Origin of the sequence: Stutzerimonas stutzeri, assembly GCF_000952685.1 — a bacterium.
In the GTDB taxonomy this organism is placed as follows: domain Bacteria; phylum Pseudomonadota; class Gammaproteobacteria; order Pseudomonadales; family Pseudomonadaceae; genus Stutzerimonas; species Stutzerimonas stutzeri_E.
In genome coordinates this window covers 257408-278740 of sequence record NZ_JYHV01000015.1, presented here as the reverse complement: position 1 = coordinate 278740, position 21333 = coordinate 257408, and the positions used below count along the sequence as shown (strand labels likewise).

The 21333-nt window shown below is 61.9% G+C and carries 23 protein-coding genes; 13 read left to right on the top strand and 10 right to left on the bottom strand.

Features of this window, described 5'->3' with window-relative positions:
* Window positions 1-2: 2 nt before the first annotated feature.
* The 6 genes from kdpC to pedF form a co-directional block, all read right to left on the bottom strand.
* Window positions 3-569, bottom strand: coding sequence for a potassium-transporting ATPase subunit KdpC (kdpC, locus tag UF78_RS09925; protein WP_045162003.1), 567 nt, complete (start codon window positions 567-569; stop codon window positions 3-5).
* A 41-nt stretch (window positions 570-610) separates the two neighbouring features.
* Window positions 611-2662 (bottom strand): potassium-transporting ATPase subunit KdpB, encoded by a 2052-nt coding sequence (gene kdpB / locus UF78_RS09920; protein ID WP_045162002.1) that lies wholly within the window; start codon window positions 2660-2662, stop codon window positions 611-613.
* Between the two features lie 11 nt (window positions 2663-2673).
* Window positions 2674-4374, bottom strand: coding sequence for a potassium-transporting ATPase subunit KdpA (gene kdpA, locus UF78_RS09915; protein ID WP_045162001.1), 1701 nt, complete (start codon window positions 4372-4374; stop codon window positions 2674-2676).
* An 8-nt stretch (window positions 4375-4382) separates the two neighbouring features.
* Window positions 4383-4472, bottom strand: a complete 90-nt coding sequence (locus UF78_RS22585) for a potassium-transporting ATPase subunit F (RefSeq protein ID WP_080890582.1) — start codon at window positions 4470-4472, stop codon at window positions 4383-4385.
* 186 nt (window positions 4473-4658) lie between these two features.
* On the bottom strand, window positions 4659-5546 hold the full coding sequence (locus UF78_RS09910; RefSeq protein ID WP_155397620.1) for a substrate-binding periplasmic protein: 888 nt from the start codon (window positions 5544-5546) through the stop codon (window positions 4659-4661).
* Window positions 5547-5551: 5 nt separating this feature from the next.
* The gene (pedF, locus tag UF78_RS09905; protein WP_045162000.1) at window positions 5552-5989 is read right to left on the bottom strand and encodes a cytochrome c-550 PedF; all 438 of its coding nucleotides are present in this window, start codon (window positions 5987-5989) and stop codon (window positions 5552-5554) included.
* 340 nt (window positions 5990-6329) lie between these two features.
* Here pedF and exaA point away from each other — a divergent pair, with 340 nt between their 5' ends.
* From exaA to UF78_RS09870, 7 genes are all read left to right on the top strand, one after another.
* Entirely contained in the window at window positions 6330-8189 is a 1860-nt protein-coding gene (gene exaA / locus UF78_RS09900) for a quinoprotein ethanol dehydrogenase (RefSeq protein ID WP_045161999.1), read from the top strand.
* A 123-nt stretch (window positions 8190-8312) separates the two neighbouring features.
* Complete coding sequence (locus UF78_RS09895; protein ID WP_045161998.1) at window positions 8313-8963, top strand: pentapeptide repeat-containing protein; 651 nt, start codon at window positions 8313-8315, stop codon at window positions 8961-8963.
* Between the two features lie 161 nt (window positions 8964-9124).
* Window positions 9125-9700 carry a 3'-5' exonuclease gene (locus UF78_RS09890; protein ID WP_336434155.1) on the top strand — a complete coding sequence of 192 codons (576 nt, stop codon included), beginning with the start codon at window positions 9125-9127 and terminating at the stop codon, window positions 9698-9700.
* Window positions 9701-9781: 81 nt separating this feature from the next.
* Window positions 9782-10330 (top strand): DUF421 domain-containing protein, encoded by a 549-nt coding sequence (locus UF78_RS09885; protein WP_045161995.1) that lies wholly within the window; start codon window positions 9782-9784, stop codon window positions 10328-10330.
* A 27-nt stretch (window positions 10331-10357) separates the two neighbouring features.
* Window positions 10358-10753 (top strand): VOC family protein, encoded by a 396-nt coding sequence (locus UF78_RS09880; RefSeq protein WP_045161994.1) that lies wholly within the window; start codon window positions 10358-10360, stop codon window positions 10751-10753.
* A 68-nt stretch (window positions 10754-10821) separates the two neighbouring features.
* The gene (locus tag UF78_RS09875) at window positions 10822-11217 is read left to right on the top strand and encodes a GFA family protein (protein WP_045161993.1); all 396 of its coding nucleotides are present in this window, start codon (window positions 10822-10824) and stop codon (window positions 11215-11217) included.
* A gap of 148 nt (window positions 11218-11365) precedes the next feature.
* The gene (locus UF78_RS09870) at window positions 11366-13030 is read left to right on the top strand and encodes a histidine kinase N-terminal 7TM domain-containing diguanylate cyclase (RefSeq protein WP_045162076.1); all 1665 of its coding nucleotides are present in this window, start codon (window positions 11366-11368) and stop codon (window positions 13028-13030) included.
* Here UF78_RS09870 and UF78_RS09865 read toward each other — a convergent pair.
* From UF78_RS09865 to UF78_RS09850, 4 genes are all read right to left on the bottom strand, one after another.
* The gene (locus UF78_RS09865) at window positions 13024-13341 is read right to left on the bottom strand and encodes an EthD family reductase (RefSeq protein ID WP_045161992.1); all 318 of its coding nucleotides are present in this window, start codon (window positions 13339-13341) and stop codon (window positions 13024-13026) included. The genes UF78_RS09870 and UF78_RS09865 overlap by 7 nt on opposite strands.
* Window positions 13342-13443: 102 nt before the next feature.
* Complete coding sequence (locus tag UF78_RS09860; RefSeq protein WP_045161991.1) at window positions 13444-14097, bottom strand: response regulator transcription factor; 654 nt, start codon at window positions 14095-14097, stop codon at window positions 13444-13446.
* Entirely contained in the window at window positions 14097-15362 is a 1266-nt protein-coding gene (locus UF78_RS09855) for a sensor histidine kinase (RefSeq protein WP_045161989.1), read from the bottom strand. Before UF78_RS09855 ends, UF78_RS09860 begins: the two co-directional genes overlap by 1 nt.
* A 39-nt stretch (window positions 15363-15401) precedes the next feature.
* Window positions 15402-15839 carry a copper-binding protein gene (locus tag UF78_RS09850; RefSeq protein ID WP_045161988.1) on the bottom strand — a complete coding sequence of 146 codons (438 nt, stop codon included), beginning with the start codon at window positions 15837-15839 and terminating at the stop codon, window positions 15402-15404.
* Between the two features lie 154 nt (window positions 15840-15993).
* On the opposite strand from UF78_RS09850, the gene UF78_RS09845 reads away from it, so the two are divergent.
* From UF78_RS09845 to UF78_RS09820, 6 genes are all read left to right on the top strand, one after another.
* Window positions 15994-17187: an ABC transporter substrate-binding protein gene (locus UF78_RS09845; protein ID WP_045161987.1), complete on the top strand. Its 1194-nt coding sequence runs from the start codon at window positions 15994-15996 to the stop codon at window positions 17185-17187.
* 3 nt (window positions 17188-17190) lie between these two features.
* Complete coding sequence (locus UF78_RS09840; RefSeq protein WP_080890581.1) at window positions 17191-17676, top strand: tetratricopeptide repeat protein; 486 nt, start codon at window positions 17191-17193, stop codon at window positions 17674-17676.
* Between the two features lie 31 nt (window positions 17677-17707).
* Window positions 17708-18679: a YVTN family beta-propeller repeat protein gene (locus tag UF78_RS09835; RefSeq protein ID WP_045161986.1), complete on the top strand. Its 972-nt coding sequence runs from the start codon at window positions 17708-17710 to the stop codon at window positions 18677-18679.
* Window positions 18676-19404 carry an ABC transporter ATP-binding protein gene (locus tag UF78_RS09830; protein ID WP_045161985.1) on the top strand — a complete coding sequence of 243 codons (729 nt, stop codon included), beginning with the start codon at window positions 18676-18678 and terminating at the stop codon, window positions 19402-19404. Before UF78_RS09835 ends, UF78_RS09830 begins: the two co-directional genes overlap by 4 nt.
* Before the next feature lie 55 nt (window positions 19405-19459).
* On the top strand, window positions 19460-20251 hold the full coding sequence (locus UF78_RS09825; protein ID WP_045161984.1) for an ABC transporter permease: 792 nt from the start codon (window positions 19460-19462) through the stop codon (window positions 20249-20251).
* Between the two features lie 395 nt (window positions 20252-20646).
* Window positions 20647-21312 (top strand): response regulator transcription factor, encoded by a 666-nt coding sequence (locus UF78_RS09820; RefSeq protein WP_045161983.1) that lies wholly within the window; start codon window positions 20647-20649, stop codon window positions 21310-21312.
* Window positions 21313-21333 lie beyond the last annotated feature (21 nt).

Below are 21333 nucleotides of genomic sequence, written 5' to 3'. Positions count from 1 at the left end.
GCTCACTCGTCTCGTTCGGGCCAGCGATTTTCCGCCATCGCGAGGTTCAGAGCCAGCACGTTGACCACTGCCGGCCCTACCAACGGCGCTTCGAGGTTGGCCTGGATCAGCTGCTCCAGCTGTGCTGATGCCAGTCTACGGGCCGCAGCGACACGTGGCAGCTGGTAACGCGCCGCGGCCAAGGTCAAGTTCGGATCCAGACCGCTACCGGAGGTGGTGACCAGCTCCATTGGCACCGGCTGGTCGGGGGTGGCGTTCCAGCGGCTGGCGTTTGCGCGCACTTGTTCGAGCAGTTGCGGGTTACTCGGGGCCAGGTTGCTTGCGCCGCTGGCTACCGTCGCGTAGTCGGCGGCCGATGGCCGTGGCTGGAACCATTGCGGCCCATCGAATGGCTGCGCCAGTAGCGTGCTGCCTCGAATCTGGCCGGATGCGTCACGCACCAGGCTGCCGTTAGCCTGGTCGGCAAAGACCAGCTGCGCTACTGCAGTAACCGTCAAGGGATACAGGATCCCGGTAATCAGACTCATCAGTAGCAGCGCGGCGATCGCCGGACGAATGTGCTTGAGCATGTGTTATCTCCTGAGGTCGCGCCGATCCCGACGCAGCAAAGTCAGACCAGGCCGACCGAGGTGAGAAAAAGATCGATCAGCTTGATGCCCAGGAACGGGGCCACGAGGCCTCCGACACCGTAGACCAGCAGGTTGCGGCGCAGCAGGCTGGCCGAATCCGCAGCCTTGACGTTCACCCCACGCAGGGCGAGCGGAATCAGCCCGACGATGATCAGCCCGTTGAAGACGATGGCCGACAGGATCGCGCTGGCCGAGCTGTGGAGGTGCATCACGTTCAGCGCGGAGAGCTGCGGATAAACGCCGATAAACAGCGCCGGAAGGATCGCAAAGTACTTCGCCACGTCGTTGGCGATGGAAAAGGTGGTCAACGCGCCGCGGGTCACCAGCAACTGTTTACCAACCTGTACCACATCCAGCAGCTTGGTCGGGTCAGAATCCAGGTCCACCAGGTTCGCGGCCTCGCGTGCTGCCTGGGTACCATCGTTCATCGCCATGCCGACATCGGCCTGGGCCAGTGCCGGTGCGTCATTGGCGCCATCGCCGCACATGGCGACCATCTTACCTTCGGCCTGTTCCTGACGAATCCGCTGCAGCTTCTTTTCCGGCGTCGCTTCAGCGATCACGTCGTCGACCCCCGCCTCGGCCGCAATGGCGGCGGCTGTCAGCGGATTGTCGCCGGTGACCATCACGGTGCGTATGCCCAACTGGCGGAGCTCTGCGAACCGCTCGCGGATACCCGGCTTGACCACATCCTTGAGATGAATCGCGCCGAGTAAACGATCATCGGCACACACCAGCAACGGTGTGCCGCCGCTCTGGGCAATGGATTGGATTTCCCTCACCAACACCGGCGGCACCTGCTCGCGGTCGATGCCCAGATGGGCCAGCACCGCATCCACCGCGCCCTTGCGGTAGCGTCGTCCTTCGTGATCGGTGCCGGAGAGCCGGGTTTCAGCAGTGAACGGGATCGGGCTGATCTCCTCGCCTTTGGGTTCTTCCGCCGGCGACAGGGTCCGCAAGTACTCGACGATGGATTTGCCTTCGGCCGTGTCGTCAGCCAGGGATGACAATAGCGCCGCCCAGGACAGTTCGGTGGCGGTAACCCCCGGCGCCTTGACCATGGCGGTACAACGGCGGTTGCCAAAGGTGATAGTCCCGGTCTTGTCCAGCAGCAGGACCTGCACGTCGCCGGCAGCCTCGACGGCACGCCCCGACTTGGCAATGACGTTGAGCCGCACCAGGCGATCCATGCCGGCGATACCGATGGCCGAGAGCAAGCCGCCGATGGTGGTCGGAATCAGCGTGACCAGCAGCGCCACCAGATAGACCAGTGGCAGGTCGCCACCGGCAAACCGGGCGAACGGCTGCAGCGTGGCAACCACCAGCAGGAAGATCAGTGTCAACCCGACCAGCAGCACGTCCAGGGCCACCTCGTTGGGCGTCTTCTGGCGCTTCGCCCCTTCGACCAGAGCAATCATCCGATCCAGCGTGGACTCACCCGGATTGTTGGTTATCCTCACCAGTAACCAGTCCGAAACCACCCGCGTATTGCCGGTCACGGCCGAGCGATCACCGCCGGATTCGCGGATCACCGGCGCCGACTCGCCGGTGATAGCCGCTTCGTTCACCGCGGCGATGCCCTCGATGACTTCACCGTCGCCCGGGATCAGCTCACCGGCCTCGACACGTACCACGTCACCGCGGCGCAAGTGGCTGGCCGGCACGCTCTGGTAGTCTCCCGACTCGGTCCGCAACCGGGCGGCGAGACCATCGGAACCGGCCTTGAGGCTGTCGGCACGGGCCTTGCCCCGGCCTTCGGCCAGTGCTTCGGCAAAATTGGCGAACAGCACGGTGAACCACAGCCAGAGCGCGATCTGTACCGCGACACTGGTGCTCACCGCGCTGTCCGGCACCAGACACAGCGCCGTGGTCAGGATAGCGGTGAGCTCGACCACCAGCATCACCGGCGAACGTGCCAGACTGCGCGGGTTGAGCTTGACGAATGCCTGGCGCAACGCCGGTGTGCACAGCGCGGCGAACGACGTGGAGGTTGGCTGCTGGGCACTGTCGAGTGCCGTTTGATGGGTAGTCATCGTGACGATCCTCAGAGGCCTTGCAGAAGGGAGAAGTGTTCGGCGATCGGTCCCAGCGCCAGCGCGGGCAGGAAGGTCAACCCGCCGACCACCAGGATCACCAAAGTCAGCAGCACCACGAACAGCGGCCCGTGGGTGGGAAAGCTGTTGGCATCCACCGGCGCGCGGTTCTTCGCCGCTATGCTGCCGGCAATCGCCAGCACCGGCAGGATGTAGCCGAAGCGGCCAAGCAGCATGGCGAACGCGATCATCAGGTCGTGATAGGTCGTGTCGGCGCCGAACCCGGCGAAGGCCGAGCCGTTGTTGCCGGTGCCGGAGGTGTAGGCATAGAGGATCTGACTGAGGCCGTGTGGCCCCGGGTTGCCGATCGACGCTGCCGGGCCGGACAGGCTGACCCCCAGGGCGACCAGGACCAGCACGCCGACCGGCATCACCAGCAGTGTCGCCACCAGCAGCCGGACTTCCCGCACTTCGAGCTTCTTGCCCAGATATTCAGGCGTGCGGCCGATCATCAGGCCCGCCAGGAAAACTGTGATCAGGACGAACAGCAGCATGCCGTAGAGTCCCGCGCCGACGCCGCCAAAGATGATCTCGCCGAGCATCATGTTGACCAGCGGCACCATGCCGCCCAGCGGGCTGAAGCTGTCGTGCATGGCATTGACCGAGCCGTTCGAGGCCGCACTGGTGGCGGTAGCCCAGAGCGCCGACGCGGCGATACCCAGGCGGCTCTCCTTGCCCTCCAGCGAGCCACCCTGCTCGATTGCCAGGCCTGCCAGCGCCGGGTTGGGCTGATGCTCGGCCACCAGCGTGATGCCGAGCCCGAGGACGAACACCAGCAGCATGCAGCCGAGGATCGCACGGCTCTGGCGCAGATCACGCACGTAATGCCCGAACATGAACACCAGGGCCGCGGGAATCAGGATGATCGAAACCACCTCGAACAGGTTGCTCCAGGCCGTCGGGTTCTCGAAGGGATGCGCCGAGTTCACGCCGAAGAAGCCGCCGCCATTGGTGCCCATCTGCTTGATCGCGATCTGGCTCGCGGCCGGCCCCAGGGGTATGGTCCGGTCGGCGCCCTGCAGGGTCGTCACGTGGACGTAGCTAGCAAAGCTCTGTGGAACGCCCTGCCAGACCAACAACAGCGCCAGCATTAGGCTCAGCGGAAGCAAGCCGTACAGCACGGCGCGGGTCAGGTCGACCCAGAAATTGCCAACTTCCTTCGAGGAACGGCGCGTGAGCGACCGGCAGAACACCACCAGCACCGCCAGGCCGACCGCCGGGCTGATGAAATTCTGCACGCCGAGGCCGAGCATCTGGCTGAAGTAGCTCAGCTGAGCCTCGCCGCTATAGGCCTGCCAGTTGGTGTTAGTGACGAAGCTGACCGCCGTGTTCAAGGCCAGCGGCCAGTCCATGCCGGCCACACCTTGCGGATTGAGCGGCAGGTTGCCCTGCCCCATCAGGATCGCGAACAGCGCCATCAGGCTCGCGGCGGTCAACGCCAGCAAGGCCAGGCTGTAGTGTTTCCAGTCCTGTTCTCGCTCGGGATCGATGCCGGCGGCGCGATAGCAGAGCCGCTCGACCGGCTCGAGCACCGGCGTCAGCCAGGTACGCTCACCCTCCATGGCTCGGAACAGATAGCTCCCCAGCCAGGGCGCAGGTACCAGCACAAGAGTAAAAAAGGTCGCGATCAGCCAGTAGTCGTTGGCGTGCATGAGCCCTCCTAGCTGCGGTCGGCGCGAAGCAGCGCCGACGACAGGTAGAGGAACAGCATGATGGCCAAGCTCAGCGAGAGGCCGTCAAGGAAGGACATGGGAAAACTCCGTTTTACGCGTCTATGCGGTACGGAGATTGTCTGAGCGGGGGATGTAAAGATTCGATTGCAGAGGCACGCAAGTGGCGTAAAGAAATCGTATTTTTCGCCGGCTTGGCGGAGGTGGTTCGGTTGAACGAATCAGCATTCGACGCGGCCCTCAACACCGCGTCGAGCCCAGTTCGGTTACTCGGCCTTATATAGCTCGGGCAGCTCGTAACGCAGACCGTAGCGGTTGAACACTTGTTCGACGCTGCCATCCTCGATCAGCCCTTCCAGTTCACCTTCCAGCGCATAGGCCAGCTGACGGTTGGACTCGTGCACCGCCATGCCGAGATCCCAGGCCTGACGGCCCATGTTCGGGTAGGCATTGTCGGCCGCTTTCAGATGTTGGTCGCCAGCCTGCTTGAGCATCCAGTCGATCTCGCCGCGCATGGCCATGGTCGCGTCCACCTCACCGGCCTGCATCGCCGAGAATGCGGCCTGCGCCGTCGGGTAATGATGGAGCATTTTAGCGATGCTGCCGTTGAAAACCGAGGATAGGTAGAACGAGGGCACGCTCTCGATTTCGACGCCAACCGGGTGGAAACGCAGCACACCGACGCTCGACAGTTCGTCCAGCCGTCGATCGTCGTACGCTGACTGCCAACGCTCGCGCTGATAGGGACCGAACATCACCACCTGTTCGTTGACCAGCTCGCCCACGTCATTGCGCTTGACGGCGTATTCACGGTCATAGGGCACACGAATCATCACGTCGGCCAGAATGTCCGGCCGCAGGTAGTGGCCTTTCCAGATGAAGTTGCGCAGGTCGTCATCCAAGGTTTCGCCGGGTGTGACCCAGAGCACCTCGACCTTCAGCCCGAGTGCCTTGGCCAGGGTATTAGCGAGATCCACATCGACCCCGCTCGGCTTGCCATTGTCCATGAAGCTGTAGGGCGGGAAGTTCTCGTACATCGCCACCTTGAGCACGCCCGAGGCGATGATGTCGTCGTAGGCGCGCACCTTCGTCACCCCGGCCTGCGCCAGCGCGCACCACAGCGACAGGCACAGGACAGCTAGCAACTGGCGCATGGCGATCACCGCTTGGCAGCTTCGCTTTCAATGTAGGTCCGGATCGCCCAGAGCGCTTCCTGGCTGAGGTAGTCGGCCATGCGCGGCATATAGACGGCGCCGTCACGAACCGCACCGTTGATCACGCGCTCCTTGAACCATTCATCTCCGTCGTAGCTGGCCTCCAGATCACGCAAGTCGGGTGCGATACCCCCGGAAATCGCCTCGAGACCATGACACCGAGCGCAGTTCTGGTTGTAGGCGGATGCACCGATCTCGACGGCCTTGTCGTGATCTTCGCTGGGCGCGCGGTAAGGATTCTCGTCGACCCACTCTTCGCCCAGGGTGGTCAATCCCTTGGTTTCGACTTTCTGTGGTGTTACGTCGCCGTGGGCCAGAGCCATGCCTGTAAAGCCCAGCAGACCAGCAGCGAAGAGAGCGCGCAGTGCGATTTTATTGTTCATGACTACCACCGTTAATTTCGAATACCTGAGCAAGGCAACCCCAGTCGGAGCGCATGGTGGTCATCTTGGAGTTTGAGCCTCAACGGCAGAATGGTGCTTTGGTTGCCTGCGCCTACTCCCTTGGTAGTAGGGCCTCTTGACGCCTTCGCGCAACACCGATGTAGCGGCTCGAAAACACAGGCTGATTGGGAAATTTTCCCTGAATCAGCGGGAGCTTTTCCGTATCAGCCGCCGAGGCCGCCTTCCAATAATCGATTCGCCTGGCCGGTCGCTCACCGCACACAACCGCATCGTGAGCGCAGCGCCCGGCCTCGTTCGAATCGACCAAGGGAAACCAACCATGACAACAAGAGCAACCCTGGGCAGCAGACGCCCTCTCGCCATTGCCGTGCTGGCTGCCAGCCTCACATCCACGGGTATGTCATATGCCAAGAACGTGACGTGGGAAGACATCGCCAACGACCACCTTTCGACCGGCAACGTACTGCAGTACGGCATGGGCACCAATGCCCAGCGCTGGAGCCCGCTGGCCCAGGTGAACGACGAAAACGTCTTCAAGCTGACACCCGCTTGGTCGTTTTCCTTCGGTGACGAGAAGCAGCGGGGCCAAGAATCCCAGGCCATCGTGCATGACGGTGTCATCTACGTGACCGGCTCCTACTCGCGGGTCTTTGCGCTCGACGCACGCACCGGCAAGCGCCTCTGGAGCTACGCGCATCGGCTGCCGGCCGATATCCGCCCGTGCTGCGACGTGGTCAATCGCGGAGCGGCCATCTTCGGCGACAAGATCTACTTCGGCACACTCGATGCGCAGGTGGTCGCGTTGAACAAGGACACCGGCAAGGTCGTCTGGAAGAAGAAGTTCGGCGATCACGGGGCGGGCTACACCATGACCGGCGCGCCGACGCTGATCAAGGACCAGAAAAGCGGCAAGGTCCTGCTGATTCATGGCAGCTCCGGTGATGAGTTCGGCGTCGTCGGCAAACTGTTCGCGCGCGACCCGGACACCGGCGAGGAAGTCTGGATGCGCCCCTTCGTCGAAGGCCACGTGGGCCGTCTCAACGGCAAAGACAGCACCCCGACCGGGGACATCAAGGCACCCTCCTGGCCCGATGACCCCAACTCGCCCACCGGCAAGAAAGAAGCCTGGAGCCAGGGTGGCGGCGCGCCTTGGCAGAGCGCGAGCTTCGATGCCGAAACCAACACCATCATCGTCGGTGCGGGCAACCCGGCACCCTGGAACGGATGGGCGCGCACTGCCGATGGCGGCGAACCGAAGGACTATGACAGCCTTTATACCTCCGGGCAGGTCGGTGTCGATGCCAGCACCGGTGAAGTGAAGTGGTTCTACCAGCACACGCCGAACGATGCCTGGGACTTCTCCGGCAACAATGAACTCGTCTTGTTCGACTACAAGAACAAGGAGGGAAAAACCATCAAGGCGACCGCTCACGCCGACCGCAATGGCTTTTTCTACGTAGTCAATCGCCAGGACGGTAAGCTGCAGAATGCCTTCCCCTTCGTGGACAACATCACCTGGGCCAGCCACATCGACCTCAAGACCGGCCGGCCGGTGGAGAACGAAGGTCAGCGCCCACCAAAGCCGGAACCCGGCGAGGCGCACGGCAAATCGGTAGAGGTTTCACCGCCCTTCCTTGGTGGCAAGAACTGGAATCCCATGGCCTACAGCCAGGACACCGGCCTGTTCTACGTTCCCGCCAATCACTGGAAAGAGGACTACTGGACCGAGGAAGTCAGCTACAAGAAGGGCAACGCCTATCTCGGCCAGGGTTTCCGGATCAAGCGCATGTACGACGATCACGTCGGCATTCTGCGGGCCATGGACCCCGCCACCGGCAAGGTCGCCTGGGAGCACAAAGAACCACTGCCGCTCTGGGCCGGCGTGCTCGCCACCAAGGGCAACCTGGTGTTCACCGGCACGGGTGACGGCTACCTGAAGGCCTTCAACGCGAAGACCGGGGAGGAGCTCTGGAAATTCCAGACCGGCAGCGGAATCATCGCGCCGCCGATCACTTGGGAGCAGGACGGCGAGCAGTTCATCGGCGTGACAGTCGGCTACGGCGGTGCGGTGCCGTTATGGGGCGGTGACATGGCTGTGCTGACCAAGCCGGTCGCCCAGGGTGGCTCGTTCTGGGTCTTCCGTATGCCTAAGTGGGAAAACCAGACCGCTCGGCGCTGACCCAGCCATCCGCTATAGCGATGACGGTGCGTCAGCAGGGTTGGCGCTCTCACGGCGCCCCGCCATCGCCCTGGCCATCGCGATAGATGGCTGCGCGTTTCCCTCGATGATTTCGGAGCCACCATGGACCTGTCCCGCTTTTTACTACTCACCGCGCTGCTCGCCAGCGCACCGCTGCAGGCTGACGACGAGCAGCCGCCGCTCATCAACGGTTGTGTCATCCAGCCAGAGAGCAAATGTCCCCGTGTCGATCTGCGCGGTGCCGATCTGAGCAATCAGGACATGCGCAAGATGGATCTGGCGGGGGCCGATCTCACCGGTGCCAACTTGCGCCATGCCAACCTCGATCTGGCCAACCTGGAAAAAGCCAACCTGACCGGCGCCACCCTCACCCGCGCCAGCCTGCAACAAGCCAACCTGCGCCTGTCGATCCTGACCGATGCCCAGTTGGTCGCCGTTCAGGGCTGGGGGCTGTTCGCCCAGGCCGCGCGCTTCGACGGCGCTAACCTGACCGCGGCGAACCTGGAATTTGCGCGCTTGAGCGGAGCGAAAATGCATGGCGCGAACCTTACCGCAGCCAACCTGGAGATGGCCTGGCTGAGCAAAGCCGATCTCGATCACGCTGATCTGACCGATGCCAACCTGCAGGAGGGCAAGCTTAACGACGCCAATCTCGCGAATGCGACCCTGACCGGAGCACGTCGCCACTACGCCACTTTCCAAGGCACCCATATGGCGGGCTGTCTCGATTGTCCGACCAACTGGGAGAAGTGATTGGATCGCGGTAATGATGACCGCTGCTTGAGCTTTAATGAATGCAACGCACGCCGCTTTCGCTGTGCGGATTAGCAGCTTTTTGAAGTGGAGTTCCCGTCATCATCCGCATCCCCCAAATCACCCAGCTCGACAGCCTGCCCCGCTTCGAGGGCCTTGCCTTGGATCGTATCGTCACCCCGGCAACACCCGAGGCGTTTCGCCAGGCAGTCGAGGAGATCCTCTGCCATTCGAAAATCGGTTTCGATACGGAGTCAAAGCCCACGTTCAAGGTGGGTGAGATTTCCAGCGGGCCGCACCTCATTCAGTTCGCCACGCCGCAAAAAGCTTATCTGTTCCAAGTGGGCACGCCAGGTGCGCTCGAAGCCGCCAGGCAGGTCTTGGAAGCGGAGCAGGTATTGAAGATCGGCTTCGGCCTCGCGTCCGACCGCAGTCGTTTGCGCACCCGGCTTGGGATCGAACTGCGGCACAGCCTGGATCTCGGCTCGACATTGCGCTATCAGGGCAAGAAAGGCCAGGTCGGGCTTCGCGGCGCCGTAGCGGCAGTGCTGGGCGTCGGCATCAGCAAGTCACGAAGCGTATCTACCTCCAACTGGGCGAACAACAATTTGTCCTGCGCGCAGCAGCGCTACGCCGCCAACGATGCTTATGCGGCGCTGATGGTGTTTCTCGCGCTGGAGATGCAATCGAACACATCGTGCTTGGTTCCCGTGACTCGGCCGCTGGAGACCAGTTGAGCAAGCACTCTGCCTGAAGTGGGCGTGCAACCCGCTGCTGCTCCTGACGTCTACTTGTGACAGTTCTTAACGGAGGTAGATGTGGAAGGTATGTTTTTCAGCGGTTGGTCGACCCTGTTTCGAACCCTGGTAATCGGGGTATTGGCCTATATCAACCTGATCGTCCTGCTACGTATTTCCGGCAGGCGCACGCTATCGAAGATGAACGCCTTCGACCTGGTGGTCACGGTGGCGCTGGGCTCCACCTTCGCCACCATTCTGCTGAACCGCAACGTATCTCTGGCGCAAGGCACGTTGGCTCTGGCCTTGCTGATCGGTCTCCAGTACCTGGTGACCTGGTCGAGCGTCCGTGCCGGCTGGGTCCGCAAACTGGTGACCGGCGAGCCGGCGTTGCTGTTTTACCAGGGGCAGATGCTGAGTGGTGCGATGCGCGCCGCACGCGTGACGGAGGATGAGATCCGCTCGGCCATCCGTTCCAGCGGTTTCGCCGCAATAGGTGAGGTTGAAGCTGTGGTGTTGGAAACCGACGGCAGCTTCAGCGTGATGATGGCTGGCTCCGGCGACAATCGTTCCAGCCTGTCCGACGTCATGGCGCCCGGCCCGCGCGAGGTCGAGATCGGACCGGCCTAGATCCAAGTGCAAGCACGAGGAGGAAATATGCAGGTTCTGGTAAACATAGACGTCGCCGACCTGGATCGCGCCGTCAGTTTCTATCATGACGCGCTCGGCCTACAGCACGCGCGCACGCTGTTCGAGGGAACGGTGGCCGAGATGCTCGGTACCTGCTGCCGGCTTTACCTGATCGAACATGCCGAAGGCGAGGCCGCTACCGCCAGCCAGCAGGCCATACGCGACTATGGACGGCACTGGACGCCAGTCCATCTGGATTTTGTCGTGGACGGCATCGCCACGGCATGTGAGCAAGCGGTCGCCGCGGGAGCGCACCAGGAAACGCCCATCCGTGACTTCCCTTGGGGCAAGCTGGTGACGCTGAGCGACCCCTTCGGCAATGGTTTGTGCCTGATCCAGTTTCCCGGCGAGCCGTATGAATGACAGCGTGGCTCACCGACCATATCCCCAGCTACACTCGCCCGCTCCATCATCGTTCAAGGACAACGACCATGACCCAGCGGGGCAGCTGTTTGTGCAAGCGCGTGACATACGAAATCAACGGACCGCTGACCGACGTCCTTAACTGCCATTGCAGCATGTGCCGCAAGTTGCATGCCGCGGCGTTCCGTACCCGCGCGCGCGTGGCCAGCCGTGACTGGAAGACGCTGAGTGGCGCCGAGTCGATCAAGTTCTACGAGTCGTCGCCGGGTGAGCACAAGGCCTTCTGTTCGGAGTGCGGCTCGAGCCTGTTCACTCGTTTCGATGAGTATCCCGAAGTGCTTGGCTTTCCACTGGGAACGCTGGATACCGACCCGGGTGTGAAACCCACCCGGAACGTATACGTCGCGAACAAGGCACCCTGGTTCGATATCACCGACGACCTGCCCTGCCACGACCAGATGTAGCCACTGCGGCGCCTGCACCCATGGCGGCGAACGACAAGAAAGCGAAACGCCACCATTTCGCTACTGCTCGCTGCAGCGCATCAGGTATCGTCCTCGCTTGAATTTCGCGAACCCTATGCCGGGTATCGATTTGCCAGAGGACGGCCCGATGTTCGCCTGCTTGAATTCAGGTTGGAGTGTTTCAGCCCCCGTACTGATGACCGTGCTGGTAGGCTTGGGCGTCACGCTGTTGGCGCGCTGGGTCGTGCATCAGCGTAGATTCGCCGGTAGCGCAGCCTTTGCCTGGCTGCACATGGCGATCCTCTGGTGGCTAGGCGCTGCAGCGCTCGAGATGAGCGCCCAGCAGCCGGACTGCAAAATGTTCTGGGCGAGCATGGCCTGGCCCGCGATTCTCGGTGTGCCCACCTTCTGGGCATTGTTTCTCTGGCAGTACGCCAACAACATCCATACCCGCCTCCGACCCATGTCGATTGTCGCCTGGTCGGTGATGCCGGTGGTGTTCTGGTTGATGTCGCTGAGCAACCCCTGGCACGGGCAGTTCTATGGCGTCGACAGTGCACCTATCTCTTCCGACCCCGGTGCGCCGATCGTCTACCGGCACGGCCCGCTGTTCTATCTGGCCGCCGCCTATGGTTATCCGTTCATGCTCTTCTGCATCGCTATCACGCTGCGCGCGGCCGCGCAGAGCAAGGGCTTGCACCGATGGCACTATGTGGTTTTCCTGGTTCTGACGACTACGCCCTGGTTAGCCAATATCGGCTACGTCGCCTTCGGCTGGGCGCTGTTCGGCTTCGACCCGACGCCGTTCAGCTTTGCGATCGCCCTCATCGGCTTCGGCTGGCTGATCAGCGGCTTGCGGCTGTTCGATCTGCTGCCGGTGGCACGCCACCTGCTGCTCGACGCCTTGATCGACCCGGTATTGGTGATCGATCCGCAGCGCCGGGTGATCGAGGTGAATCCTGCCGGACTCAGGCTGGTTAACCTGGAGCGCGATTGGCAAGGTAGCGCGCTGGTCGATTGGCCGCTGATCGGCGCAGAGCTGGACGGCATGCTACACCAGGCAGAGGCTGGCCACGCGCCGCAGCTGCTGAGCATCGCTGCTCGCCAGTACTTCGAGGTACGTGTGCGTGAGATTTCCCGGGTTTCGAGTGAAGGAACAGTCGTGCTCGGGCAGATGCTCTACCTGCGCGATGTCACCGAATTCCAACGCAGCCAGTCGCAACTGGCCGAGGCCCTGGCGCTTAGCGAACAGCAGCTGGAAACCATCTCCGGCCTGCACGAGACGCTACGCAACCAGGCGCTGCGCGACCCGCTAACCGGATTGTTCAACAGGCGCCATCTGCAGGATTTCTTCGCCCAGGAGCTTGCGCGTGCTCAGCGTGACGCTACCCCGATCGCCTTGGCGATGGTCGACCTCGATCACTTCAAGCGTTTGAACGACACCCACGGTCATGCCGCCGGTGACGATACGCTCAAGGGCGTTGCTAGCTTTCTGCTTGGTGCTTTGCGAGCGACCGACGCGGTCTTTCGCGTCGGTGGGGAGGAGTTTCTTCTGGTGCTGCCCCGCAGCCAGCCTGACGAAGCACTGGAGAAGCTGAACCTGCTCTGCCAGCAATTCGCCGCGCTGTCATTGCAGACACGCGCAGGCACTCTGCAACTGACCATGTCGGTCGGCCTGGCGCATTATCCATCACAGGCCAGCGACCTGGACAGCCTGATGCAGCTCGCTGACATCCAGCTTTATCGTGCCAAGGAGCGCGGGCGCAATCGCGTTGCGACCGCTTGCCTGGAGGCCCGGCACGGGGCTCAGTGACCGACCACCACTTCACTGATCTGCCTGACCGGTGTCAGATCGGTGTAGTTGGCGATATCGGCGACGATCTCCTCGGCATGCGGGCCGATTCCAGCCTGAAAGGCTTCCAATGATTCGCAGAATATGTGGCACATCGCGATATAGGGCGCCGGTATGGCGGACGCACCTGCAGATAGCGCCTTGTCGATCGTGTAGTACAGGCACGCATCGCCCATGCGGGCCTTGAGCAACGGTAGATGGGTGTCGCGGTAGTAGTCGTGATCGAATCGCGCACCGGGGGTGTTGGGGTACATCACGCTGACTTTAATCATTGCAACAACTCCTCGATTGCGGGCCTTCCCGCGATGACTGAGATTGCGACTATGGCACGAGCGCCCTTCTGACAACCATGCCGGTGTTCTGCGGGTTGTCGCCTAGCCGGCGGCTCGGTCGCCAACCCGCAGAACACCGGTATCGATAGCCAGGTGAACCAGCTCGGCGTGGGAGCTAACCTGCAGCTTGCTTTTGAGCAAGGTCAAGTAGTTGGAAACAGTCTTACCGCTGATGCACAGTCGCTCGGCGATCAACCGGGACGGAGTGCCCTTGGCAAGCATCACGAAGATTTCGAACTCTCGCTGAGTCATCGCTTGCAGGCGTGGGTCCTGAGCGTTTGCGGCGGCTGGATTGCGCGCCAACTGGGTTGCCAGGGGTTGCTCGATATAGGCATAGCCGGCCAAGGTACGCCGTACCGCGTCCACCAGCACCTCAGGCGACGAGTTTTTGGTGATGTAGCCAACAGCACCTGCGTCCAGCGCTTGGCGCACCAATGGCAGCTCATCGTGCATGCTGAAAAACAGCACCCGCAGTTGCGGCAAGCGCTGCAGCAATCGTCGGGTGGTCTCTACGCCACTGATGCCCGGCAACCCGACATCCATAATCACCAGGCTGGGTGGGGAGTCATATGCCTTGAGCAGCGCTTGCTCACCGTCGCAGGCTTCGATCACCTGCGCCTCGGGCAACAGCACACGCAGCAGTGCGGCGTAACCTTGTCGCACCACTGCGTGATCATCGACGAGCAGTATCTTCATCAGACCGAGGGCTCCTTGTATGGAACGTCGAGATAGACGATCCAGCCGTTACCTCTGCAATGGGCGGCAATCAGGAATCCACCCAGTGCGCGAGCCCGCTCTTGCATCGAGCGCAGGCCTATGCCCGGCTGCCGCCCTTCGTGGTTGCCGACGCCGTTGTCACGGACCAGCAGCCTTAACCTCTGTCCGCTCAGGCGCAGCCGCACACACACAAAGCTGGCGCTGGCATGCTTGGCTACGTTGGTCAGTGACTCCTGAAGCAGGCGATACAGATGTTCCTTGACCGTCAGCGGCAGGCTAGGAAGGCGCCTGTCCACTCGCAGATGCAGCTCGACACCTTGCGCGCTCTGCCACTGTTCGGTCAGTAGGCATATGGCCTCGGGCAACTCCAGATGATCGAGCATCACTGGGTAGAGTTCACGGGTCAGCCGCCGGAATCCGTTCTGCAGTTGCTCGCAATGTTCATCGAGGCAGCGTGCGGTGCTGCTGACCAGCTGTGGTTGGTCATTGATCGCTTGCAGCAGGCACGCCTGGGCACGGATGCCGGCCAGGTACTGGCCCAGATCATCATGCAGTGCCTGAGCGAGCTGGGTCCGTTCACGTTCCTGCAGTGCTAGCAATGAGCGGGTCAGCTCGTCGTTGTCCCGCCGGGCGTGTTCCAGCGAGCTGACCATATGGTTGAAATGCCCGGCCAATTGCCGGGCTTCGAGCATCGAGTGAAGCTGCAGACGCGTATCCAGCTGACCGTGCGAGACACGACCGAAGGCGGCCAACAACTGGCGCAACACCTCCGAAGCCGGTCGAACGGCCCAGCGGATCGCCAGAAGGCTCAACCCAAGCGCGATGCCGAACAGCACCAGCAGCTGGCGCAAGGAATCGCGTACTTCCTCGATTTCATCCCGCGGGTCGACACTCAGTCGCAGTACCCGGCCATCGGGCAAACGCACGATCAGCGGCTCCGGGAGCGCGTTCGGATACAGCGCCGCTTCGAGCCAGCTACGCCGCTCTGCCAGCCGCGGCGCATGGATAACATCACTGTCCAGCCAGTGCACCTGTACGTGGCGCAAGTGACGGGTCAGATCGGGTTGCAGGTCGGACGGGTCGCGCTCCGCAACCTCCTTGAGATAACGAAGAATCGCGGCCGCAGCATTCAACTCTCGTTCGACATCATGACTGGCCTGACGCAACAGAACGGCCATGCAGACAGCCGCCACAAGGCCGAAAAATAGCGAGACCAAGAGGCTGATTCGCCAAAGCGCCGACATCTGCATCGTCTCGGGCCGGAGGCTCAGAAGGCCTACGCCTTACTTGACCACGAACGCACCTTCCATGCCTTTGTTCTGCAACCCCTCGCAATAGAACGGAAAGCTACCGGGCTTGACTGGCACGAAGAAAAGCTCGGCTTCTCCGGCTTCTTCAAACTCCAGTTCGACCAGGGTGATTGCCTTGATCTCGACGCCGCCGGCCTCGACCTTGCGTAGGAAAATCGAACGAGCGAATTCCGGTGCCTGGAACGCACAGGCCTTCTGGCCATCGGCGATTACCTTGAGCTGGTAGGCGACTCCGGTTTCCAGCTGATACGTCTTTTGCGAGACGGCGTAATCGCTTTCGTCGGAACCGAAACTCAGATCAGGCAACGCCTGTGGGCGCAGGGTCAGGTCGCCGGCGGCATGAACCTGATCGAAACCGATAAGGCTGCCGATTAACAACATATTGAGGATCAGTGCTCTGCAAGGCGTCATGGAAGGCTTCTCTTTTTATTGTCGACGAGCGTCATGCTAGAACGCATCGCCAGCGGCCAGGCTACTACCTTGGTACACAACGACTGGTACTTTCTGCATATTCCCCCGCCTGTCCCAGGTTCCTATGCTGGTCGCAACGCCATAGGAGTCGCCCATGCCCCATCCTTTGCTACGCGCCGGTTGCCTGTTGGCACTGAGTTGCTGCGCCGCGCTGGCGAGTTCCGCTGCGATCGCTGCCGACGCGCTCGATGTGCGGATCGCCTATCTGGGTTACCGCCCGGACCCGGGTCCGCTGCTTTCGAATGTCATTCCTGAACCGGCGGATGCCGGGCAGCGCGGCGCGGAACTGGCGATCATCGACAGCAACACCACCGGGCGCTTTCTCGGCCATCGCTATCAACTGACCGCGCGCAACAGTGATTCGCCTGAGCACTTGCTCGACGAGGCGCGCAAGTTGCGTGATGACGGGCTAAGGCTGTTCGTCGTCAACGCACCGGATGCAAGCCTGCAGCAGCTCGCCGAAGCCTTGCCGGACAGTCTGCTGATCAACGCCGGCAGCGCCAGTGACGATCTGCGCACAACGATCTGTCTGGCCAACGTGCTACACACCCTGCCTAGCCGTAGCATGCTCGCCGACGCGCTCGGTCAGTTTCTTGCCGTACGCCGCTGGAACCGCTGGCTGCTGATCGTCGGCCCGACCGCCGAGGACCAGGCGTTTGCCACCGCCATGCGCCGCGCGGCCAAGCGTTTCGGCCACAAGATCATTCTCGAGAAGCCCTGGACCTTCGACAACGACCAGCGCCGCAGCGCCCAGGCTGAAATGCCGCTGTTCACTCAGGCCGACGACTACGACGTGGTGGTGGTGGCCGACGAGCGAGGCGACTTTGGAGAATACGTACCCTACCAGACCTGGTTGCCGCGGCCGGTGGTCGGCACGCAGGGGCTGATTGCAACCGGCTGGCACAAGACGGTGGAGACGTACGGCGCCGCTCAGTTGCAGAAGCGCTTCGAGGCACTCGCCAGCCGCTGGATGAACGACCGCGACTTTGCTGCCTGGATCGGTGTGCGCAGCCTCGCCACCGCGATCACCCGGCTGGGTAACACTGACCCAGCCGCCATTCACCAACTCTCCCTTGGCGAAACGGTGCCGGTGGATGGGTTCAAAGGTCGCAAGCTGACCTTCCGGCCCTGGAGCGGTCAACTGCGCCAGCCAATTGCGCTTATCCATCCGCGCGGTTTGGTCTCCAACTCACCTCAGGAAGGCTTCCTGCACCCCACCAGCGAGCTCGACACGCTGGGCTTCGATCGGCCCGAAAGCCAGTGCCGATTGAGCGACAAGGAGCGGTGACCAGTGCTAGCCAACCTAACCCGCGTGGCGCTGGCCCTGATAGCCCCTGCCGCCTTTGGCCAGACCAGCGACCTGAGCTACGAGTCTTACGTCGATAGCGACAAGCGAATCAAGTGCCTCTACGGCTACGCGGCGCAGAAAACCGGCGATCACGCCTCGGCGCTGAAGATCTTCGAGGACTGCATACATCGCTGGAACGACGTCTACTCATTGATCTGGTTGGCGCAGATGTACGAGTCCGGCGTCGGTGTGCCATTGAACCTGGAAAAAGCCGCCGCCCTCATCAAACGCGGCGCAGAGCAACCGGACTCCGCGGCCTACGTCAGTTTGGCGCGCTACCACTGGGGCGTTGCGCTCGCTGAAGGCCGCGGCGTCGCAATTGACAAGGCGGCCGCACGGCGCTGGCTACTGCGCGCCTCGAACGACGGACAGACCGAAGCCGACGAATACCTGTTGCGACTGGATAACCCCGCTGCCCCTAGACGCTAACGCGCCCTACAACAAGAACGAGATCCTACAAATGAATCGAACGCTCCTAGCCACTGCCATTGCTTGCGGGCTCGCCTGGACCAACGCTTCCGCGCTGGCGGCCACCGCCTATGTTTCCAACGAGAAGGACGACACCATCAGCGTGATCGACCTGGACACGCTCGAAACAGTGGAGACGCTGGAGGTGGGCCAGCGCCCACGAGGCCTCACGCTGTCGCACGACAACAAGCTGCTCTACATCTGCGCCAGCGACTCGGACACGGTCCAGGTCATGGATCTGGCGACGCGCGGGATCATCAAACAGCTGCCCTCCGGCGCGGACCCGGAACAGTTCGCGCTGCACCCCAACAACAAATGGTTGTACATCTCCAATGAGGACGATGCGCTGGTGACCGTGGTGGACGTGGACAACGAACAGGTGCTGGCCCAGATCGACGTGGGGGTGGAGCCCGAAGGCATGGCGGTGTCGCCCGATGGCAAGTGGGCGATCAACACCAGCGAAACCACCAACATGCTGCATTGGATCGACACCACCAACAACACATTGATAGACAACACTCTGGTCGACCAGCGCCCGCGCCATGTTGAGTTCAGCCGTGACAGCAAGACGCTCTGGGCATCGTCGGAGATAGGCGGAACGGTCTCCATCGTGGACGTCGATCAGCGAAAGATCATCAAGACGATCGACTTCAAGATCAAGGGCGTGCATCGCGACAAGGTCCAGCCCGTCGGCATCCGACTCACCGCCGACGGCAAGTACGCCTTCGTCGCCCTCGGTCCGGCCAATCACATCGCGGTGGTTGACGCGAAAACGTTCGAAGTACTCGACTACCTGCTGGTCGGTCGGCGTGTCTGGCACATGGCGTTCACTCCCGACGAGAGTCGACTGCTGGCCACCAATGGTGTCAGCGGCGACGTTTCGGTCATCGATGTGAACGCGCTCAAAGTGGTCAAGTCGATCAAGGTTGGCCGTTACCCCTGGGGCGTGGTGGTCGCGCCATGACCGCGCTTCAGGTGGAGAATGTCGGCTTCGCCTACGGTGCTCGGGAAGCCTTGAAGCATATCGACTTCAGTGCTGCAGCGGGCCGCTTCACCGCACTGCTCGGCCCCAATGGCGCCGGCAAGTCCACGCTTATCGCATTGCTCACGCGACTTTACGACCTGCAGCAGGGCGAAATCCGCGTGGCCGGCTACAGTCTGCGTAACCAGCCCCGCGAAGCGTTGCGACGCCTGGGCGTGGTGTTTCAGCAGACCACTCTGGACCTTGATCTCAGCGTCGAACAGAACCTGCGTTATCACGCCGCGTTGCACGGCCTGCCGCGCAGTTTGGCGAACGACCGCATCGAGTTGGAGCTGAACCGTCAGCAGCTCGGCGAACGGCGCAAGAGCAAGGTACGCGAGCTCAATGGCGGTCACCGCCGGCGCGTCGAAATCGCCCGGGCGCTGCTGCACAAACCCAGTCTGCTGCTACTCGACGAAGCCAGCGCCGGGCTCGATCCCATCAGCCGCAGGGCTCTCAACGACCACGTACGTACCCTTTGCCACGAGGATGGCATGAGCGTGCTCTGGACAACCCATCTGCTCGACGAGGTACAGGCCGACGATGCGCTGATCGTCCTCAACCGCGGCCAGCTCGTGGCGCAAGGCCCCGCCGATTCGCTGTCTGCCATGGATGGCAGCCTGGAGCAGGCCTTCGACCGCCTCACTCGTAGCCCGGAGGTGGTCTGATGCGTGTAATAAAAACCCTGCGTCCTGCCACGCACGGCAAGCTGGAGGCAGGGTCGTGATCGCCTATTGGGAATGCCTGCGTGCCATCGTCTGGCGCGAGTGGCTGCGCTTCGTACAGCAGCGCTCGCGATTCTTCAGTGCCCTGGTGCGCCCCCTGCTGTGGCTGGTGGTGTTCGCAGCCGGATTCCGCGCGGCGCTGGGCATCGCCATCATCGAGCCGTACGAAACCTACATCACCTACGAGACCTACATCGTGCCTGGCCTGGCCTGCATGATCCTGCTGTTCAACGGCATGCAGGGCTCGCTGTCGATGGTCTACGACCGCGAGATGGGCAGCATGCGAGTGCTGCTCACCAGCCCCCTGCCACGCGGTTTCCTGCTGGCGAGCAAGCTGGTGGCGACGGCATTGATATCACTGCTGCAGGTGTACGCCTTTCTCGGCATTGCCTGGCTCTACGGGGTGCAGCCGCCGGCTGTCGGTCTGCTGACGGCGCTGCCGGCGCTGCTGTTAGTGGCGCTGTTGCTCAGTGCGCTGGGGCTGTTGCTATCCAATGGCATTCGCCAACTGGAAAACTTCGCCGGCGTGATGAATTTCGTCATCTTCCCGATGTTTTTCCTATCCTCGGCGCTTTATCCGTTGTGGAAAATGCGTGAGGCCAATGAATGGCTGTACTGGATCTGTTCGTCCAACCCGTTCACCTATGCCGTGGAACTGGTGCGCTATGCGCTGTACGAGCGACTCAACGCGGTGGCGCTGGCGGTCTGCCTGGGCCTGACGCTGCTGTTCAGCCTGCTCGCCGTGCTCAGCTTCAATCCCCAACACGCGGCGTTACGCCGCGCGGCCTGAGGAAGCTCTACTACTTTGGTGCCGATTTGCCTGTCGATTGTAGGATTTCAAAACAACGCTTATTGCTCTGTAATGTGGTCGACAGACGGACTGGGAAATAGAAGAAAATGCCGAGCCTGCCGGGTTTGAGGCTGATCGCCGTTCACAGGGGGCGGCCGAGGATGTCTTCCGTTGTACAAGCGTCGTCATTCGTCGATGCAGCTTCCGCCACGGTCCCGACACCTGCCCCAGTTCGCGCGCTTTGTTGGCGTCCTTCCTCCGGTCTGGGAATATGCGCAACCCAATTGCCCCTCCCTGATCGAAACCGCCTCGGTGCGCCGCCTGGCGCTGAGCGATCTAGGCTGCAAAGAACGAAAATCCACCCCAGCATAATCACAACAATAAGGTGACCGGCCATGTACAAGATACTGATAGCTGATGACCACCCGCTGTTTCGCGAGGCCATTCAGAACGTCATCCGGGACGGTTTTCCAGGCAGCGAGATTCTGGAAACCGCCGATCTCGATAGCGCGCTGGCGCTGACCTTGGAGAACGACGATCTGGATCTGGTCCTGCTGGACCTCAACATGCCCGGCATGCATGGCCTCAACGGCTTGATCAACCTGCGCAACGAAGCGCCGACCATTCCGGTGGTCATCGTTTCCGCCGAGCAGGACAAACAGGTCGTGCTGCAGGCCATCACCTATGGCGCCTGCGGCTTCATCACCAAATCCTCCCCGCGCGCACAGATGACCGAAGCCATCGAGCAGATCCTCAACGGTAACGTCTATCTGCCGTCGGACATCATCCGTAGTCAGAAGGCCACCACCCGTCGCGCGCAACACAATGAACAGAGCATCCCACCCGAGCTTCTGCAGGCGCTGACACGCAAGCAACTGCTGGTGCTGGAGCGCATGACCAAGGGCGAGTCGAACAAACAGATCGCCTACAACCTCGACATCGCCGAAACGACCGTCAAGGCCCACGTTTCGGCGATTCTGCGCAAGCTAAACGTGCACAACCGCGTACAGGCCATTCTGTCGGCGGGTGATATCGATTTCACCGCCTATCTGCGTCGCTGACCGGCAACAGCACGTCAGTAT

Bases quoted from the DNA above. Each gene is read 5' to 3' on its own strand.
- kdpC (WP_045162003.1), bottom strand. From the start codon at position 569: ATGCTCAAGCACATTCGTCCGGCGATCGCCGCGCTGCTACTGATGAGT.
- kdpB (WP_045162002.1), bottom strand. From the start codon at position 2,662: ATGACTACCCATCAAACGGCACTCGACAGTGCCCAGCAGCCAACCTCC.
- kdpA (WP_045162001.1), bottom strand. From the start codon at position 4,374: ATGCACGCCAACGACTACTGGCTGATCGCGACCTTTTTTACTCTTGTG.
- UF78_RS22585 (WP_080890582.1), bottom strand. From the start codon at position 4,472: ATGTCCTTCCTTGACGGCCTCTCGCTGAGCTTGGCCATCATGCTGTTC.
- UF78_RS09910 (WP_155397620.1), bottom strand. From the start codon at position 5,546: ATGCGCCAGTTGCTAGCTGTCCTGTGCCTGTCGCTGTGGTGCGCGCTG.
- pedF (WP_045162000.1), bottom strand. From the start codon at position 5,989: ATGAACAATAAAATCGCACTGCGCGCTCTCTTCGCTGCTGGTCTGCTG.
- exaA (WP_045161999.1), top strand. From the start codon at position 6,330: ATGACAACAAGAGCAACCCTGGGCAGCAGACGCCCTCTCGCCATTGCC.
- UF78_RS09895 (WP_045161998.1), top strand. From the start codon at position 8,313: ATGGACCTGTCCCGCTTTTTACTACTCACCGCGCTGCTCGCCAGCGCA.
- UF78_RS09880 (WP_045161994.1), top strand. From the start codon at position 10,358: ATGCAGGTTCTGGTAAACATAGACGTCGCCGACCTGGATCGCGCCGTC.
- UF78_RS09875 (WP_045161993.1), top strand. From the start codon at position 10,822: ATGACCCAGCGGGGCAGCTGTTTGTGCAAGCGCGTGACATACGAAATC.
- UF78_RS09870 (WP_045162076.1), top strand. From the start codon at position 11,366: ATGTTCGCCTGCTTGAATTCAGGTTGGAGTGTTTCAGCCCCCGTACTG.
- UF78_RS09865 (WP_045161992.1), bottom strand. From the start codon at position 13,341: ATGATTAAAGTCAGCGTGATGTACCCCAACACCCCCGGTGCGCGATTC.
- UF78_RS09860 (WP_045161991.1), bottom strand. From the start codon at position 14,097: ATGAAGATACTGCTCGTCGATGATCACGCAGTGGTGCGACAAGGTTAC.
- UF78_RS09855 (WP_045161989.1), bottom strand. From the start codon at position 15,362: ATGTCGGCGCTTTGGCGAATCAGCCTCTTGGTCTCGCTATTTTTCGGC.
- UF78_RS09850 (WP_045161988.1), bottom strand. From the start codon at position 15,839: ATGACGCCTTGCAGAGCACTGATCCTCAATATGTTGTTAATCGGCAGC.
- UF78_RS09845 (WP_045161987.1), top strand. From the start codon at position 15,994: ATGCCCCATCCTTTGCTACGCGCCGGTTGCCTGTTGGCACTGAGTTGC.
- UF78_RS09835 (WP_045161986.1), top strand. From the start codon at position 17,708: ATGAATCGAACGCTCCTAGCCACTGCCATTGCTTGCGGGCTCGCCTGG.
- UF78_RS09830 (WP_045161985.1), top strand. From the start codon at position 18,676: ATGACCGCGCTTCAGGTGGAGAATGTCGGCTTCGCCTACGGTGCTCGG.
- UF78_RS09820 (WP_045161983.1), top strand. From the start codon at position 20,647: ATGTACAAGATACTGATAGCTGATGACCACCCGCTGTTTCGCGAGGCC.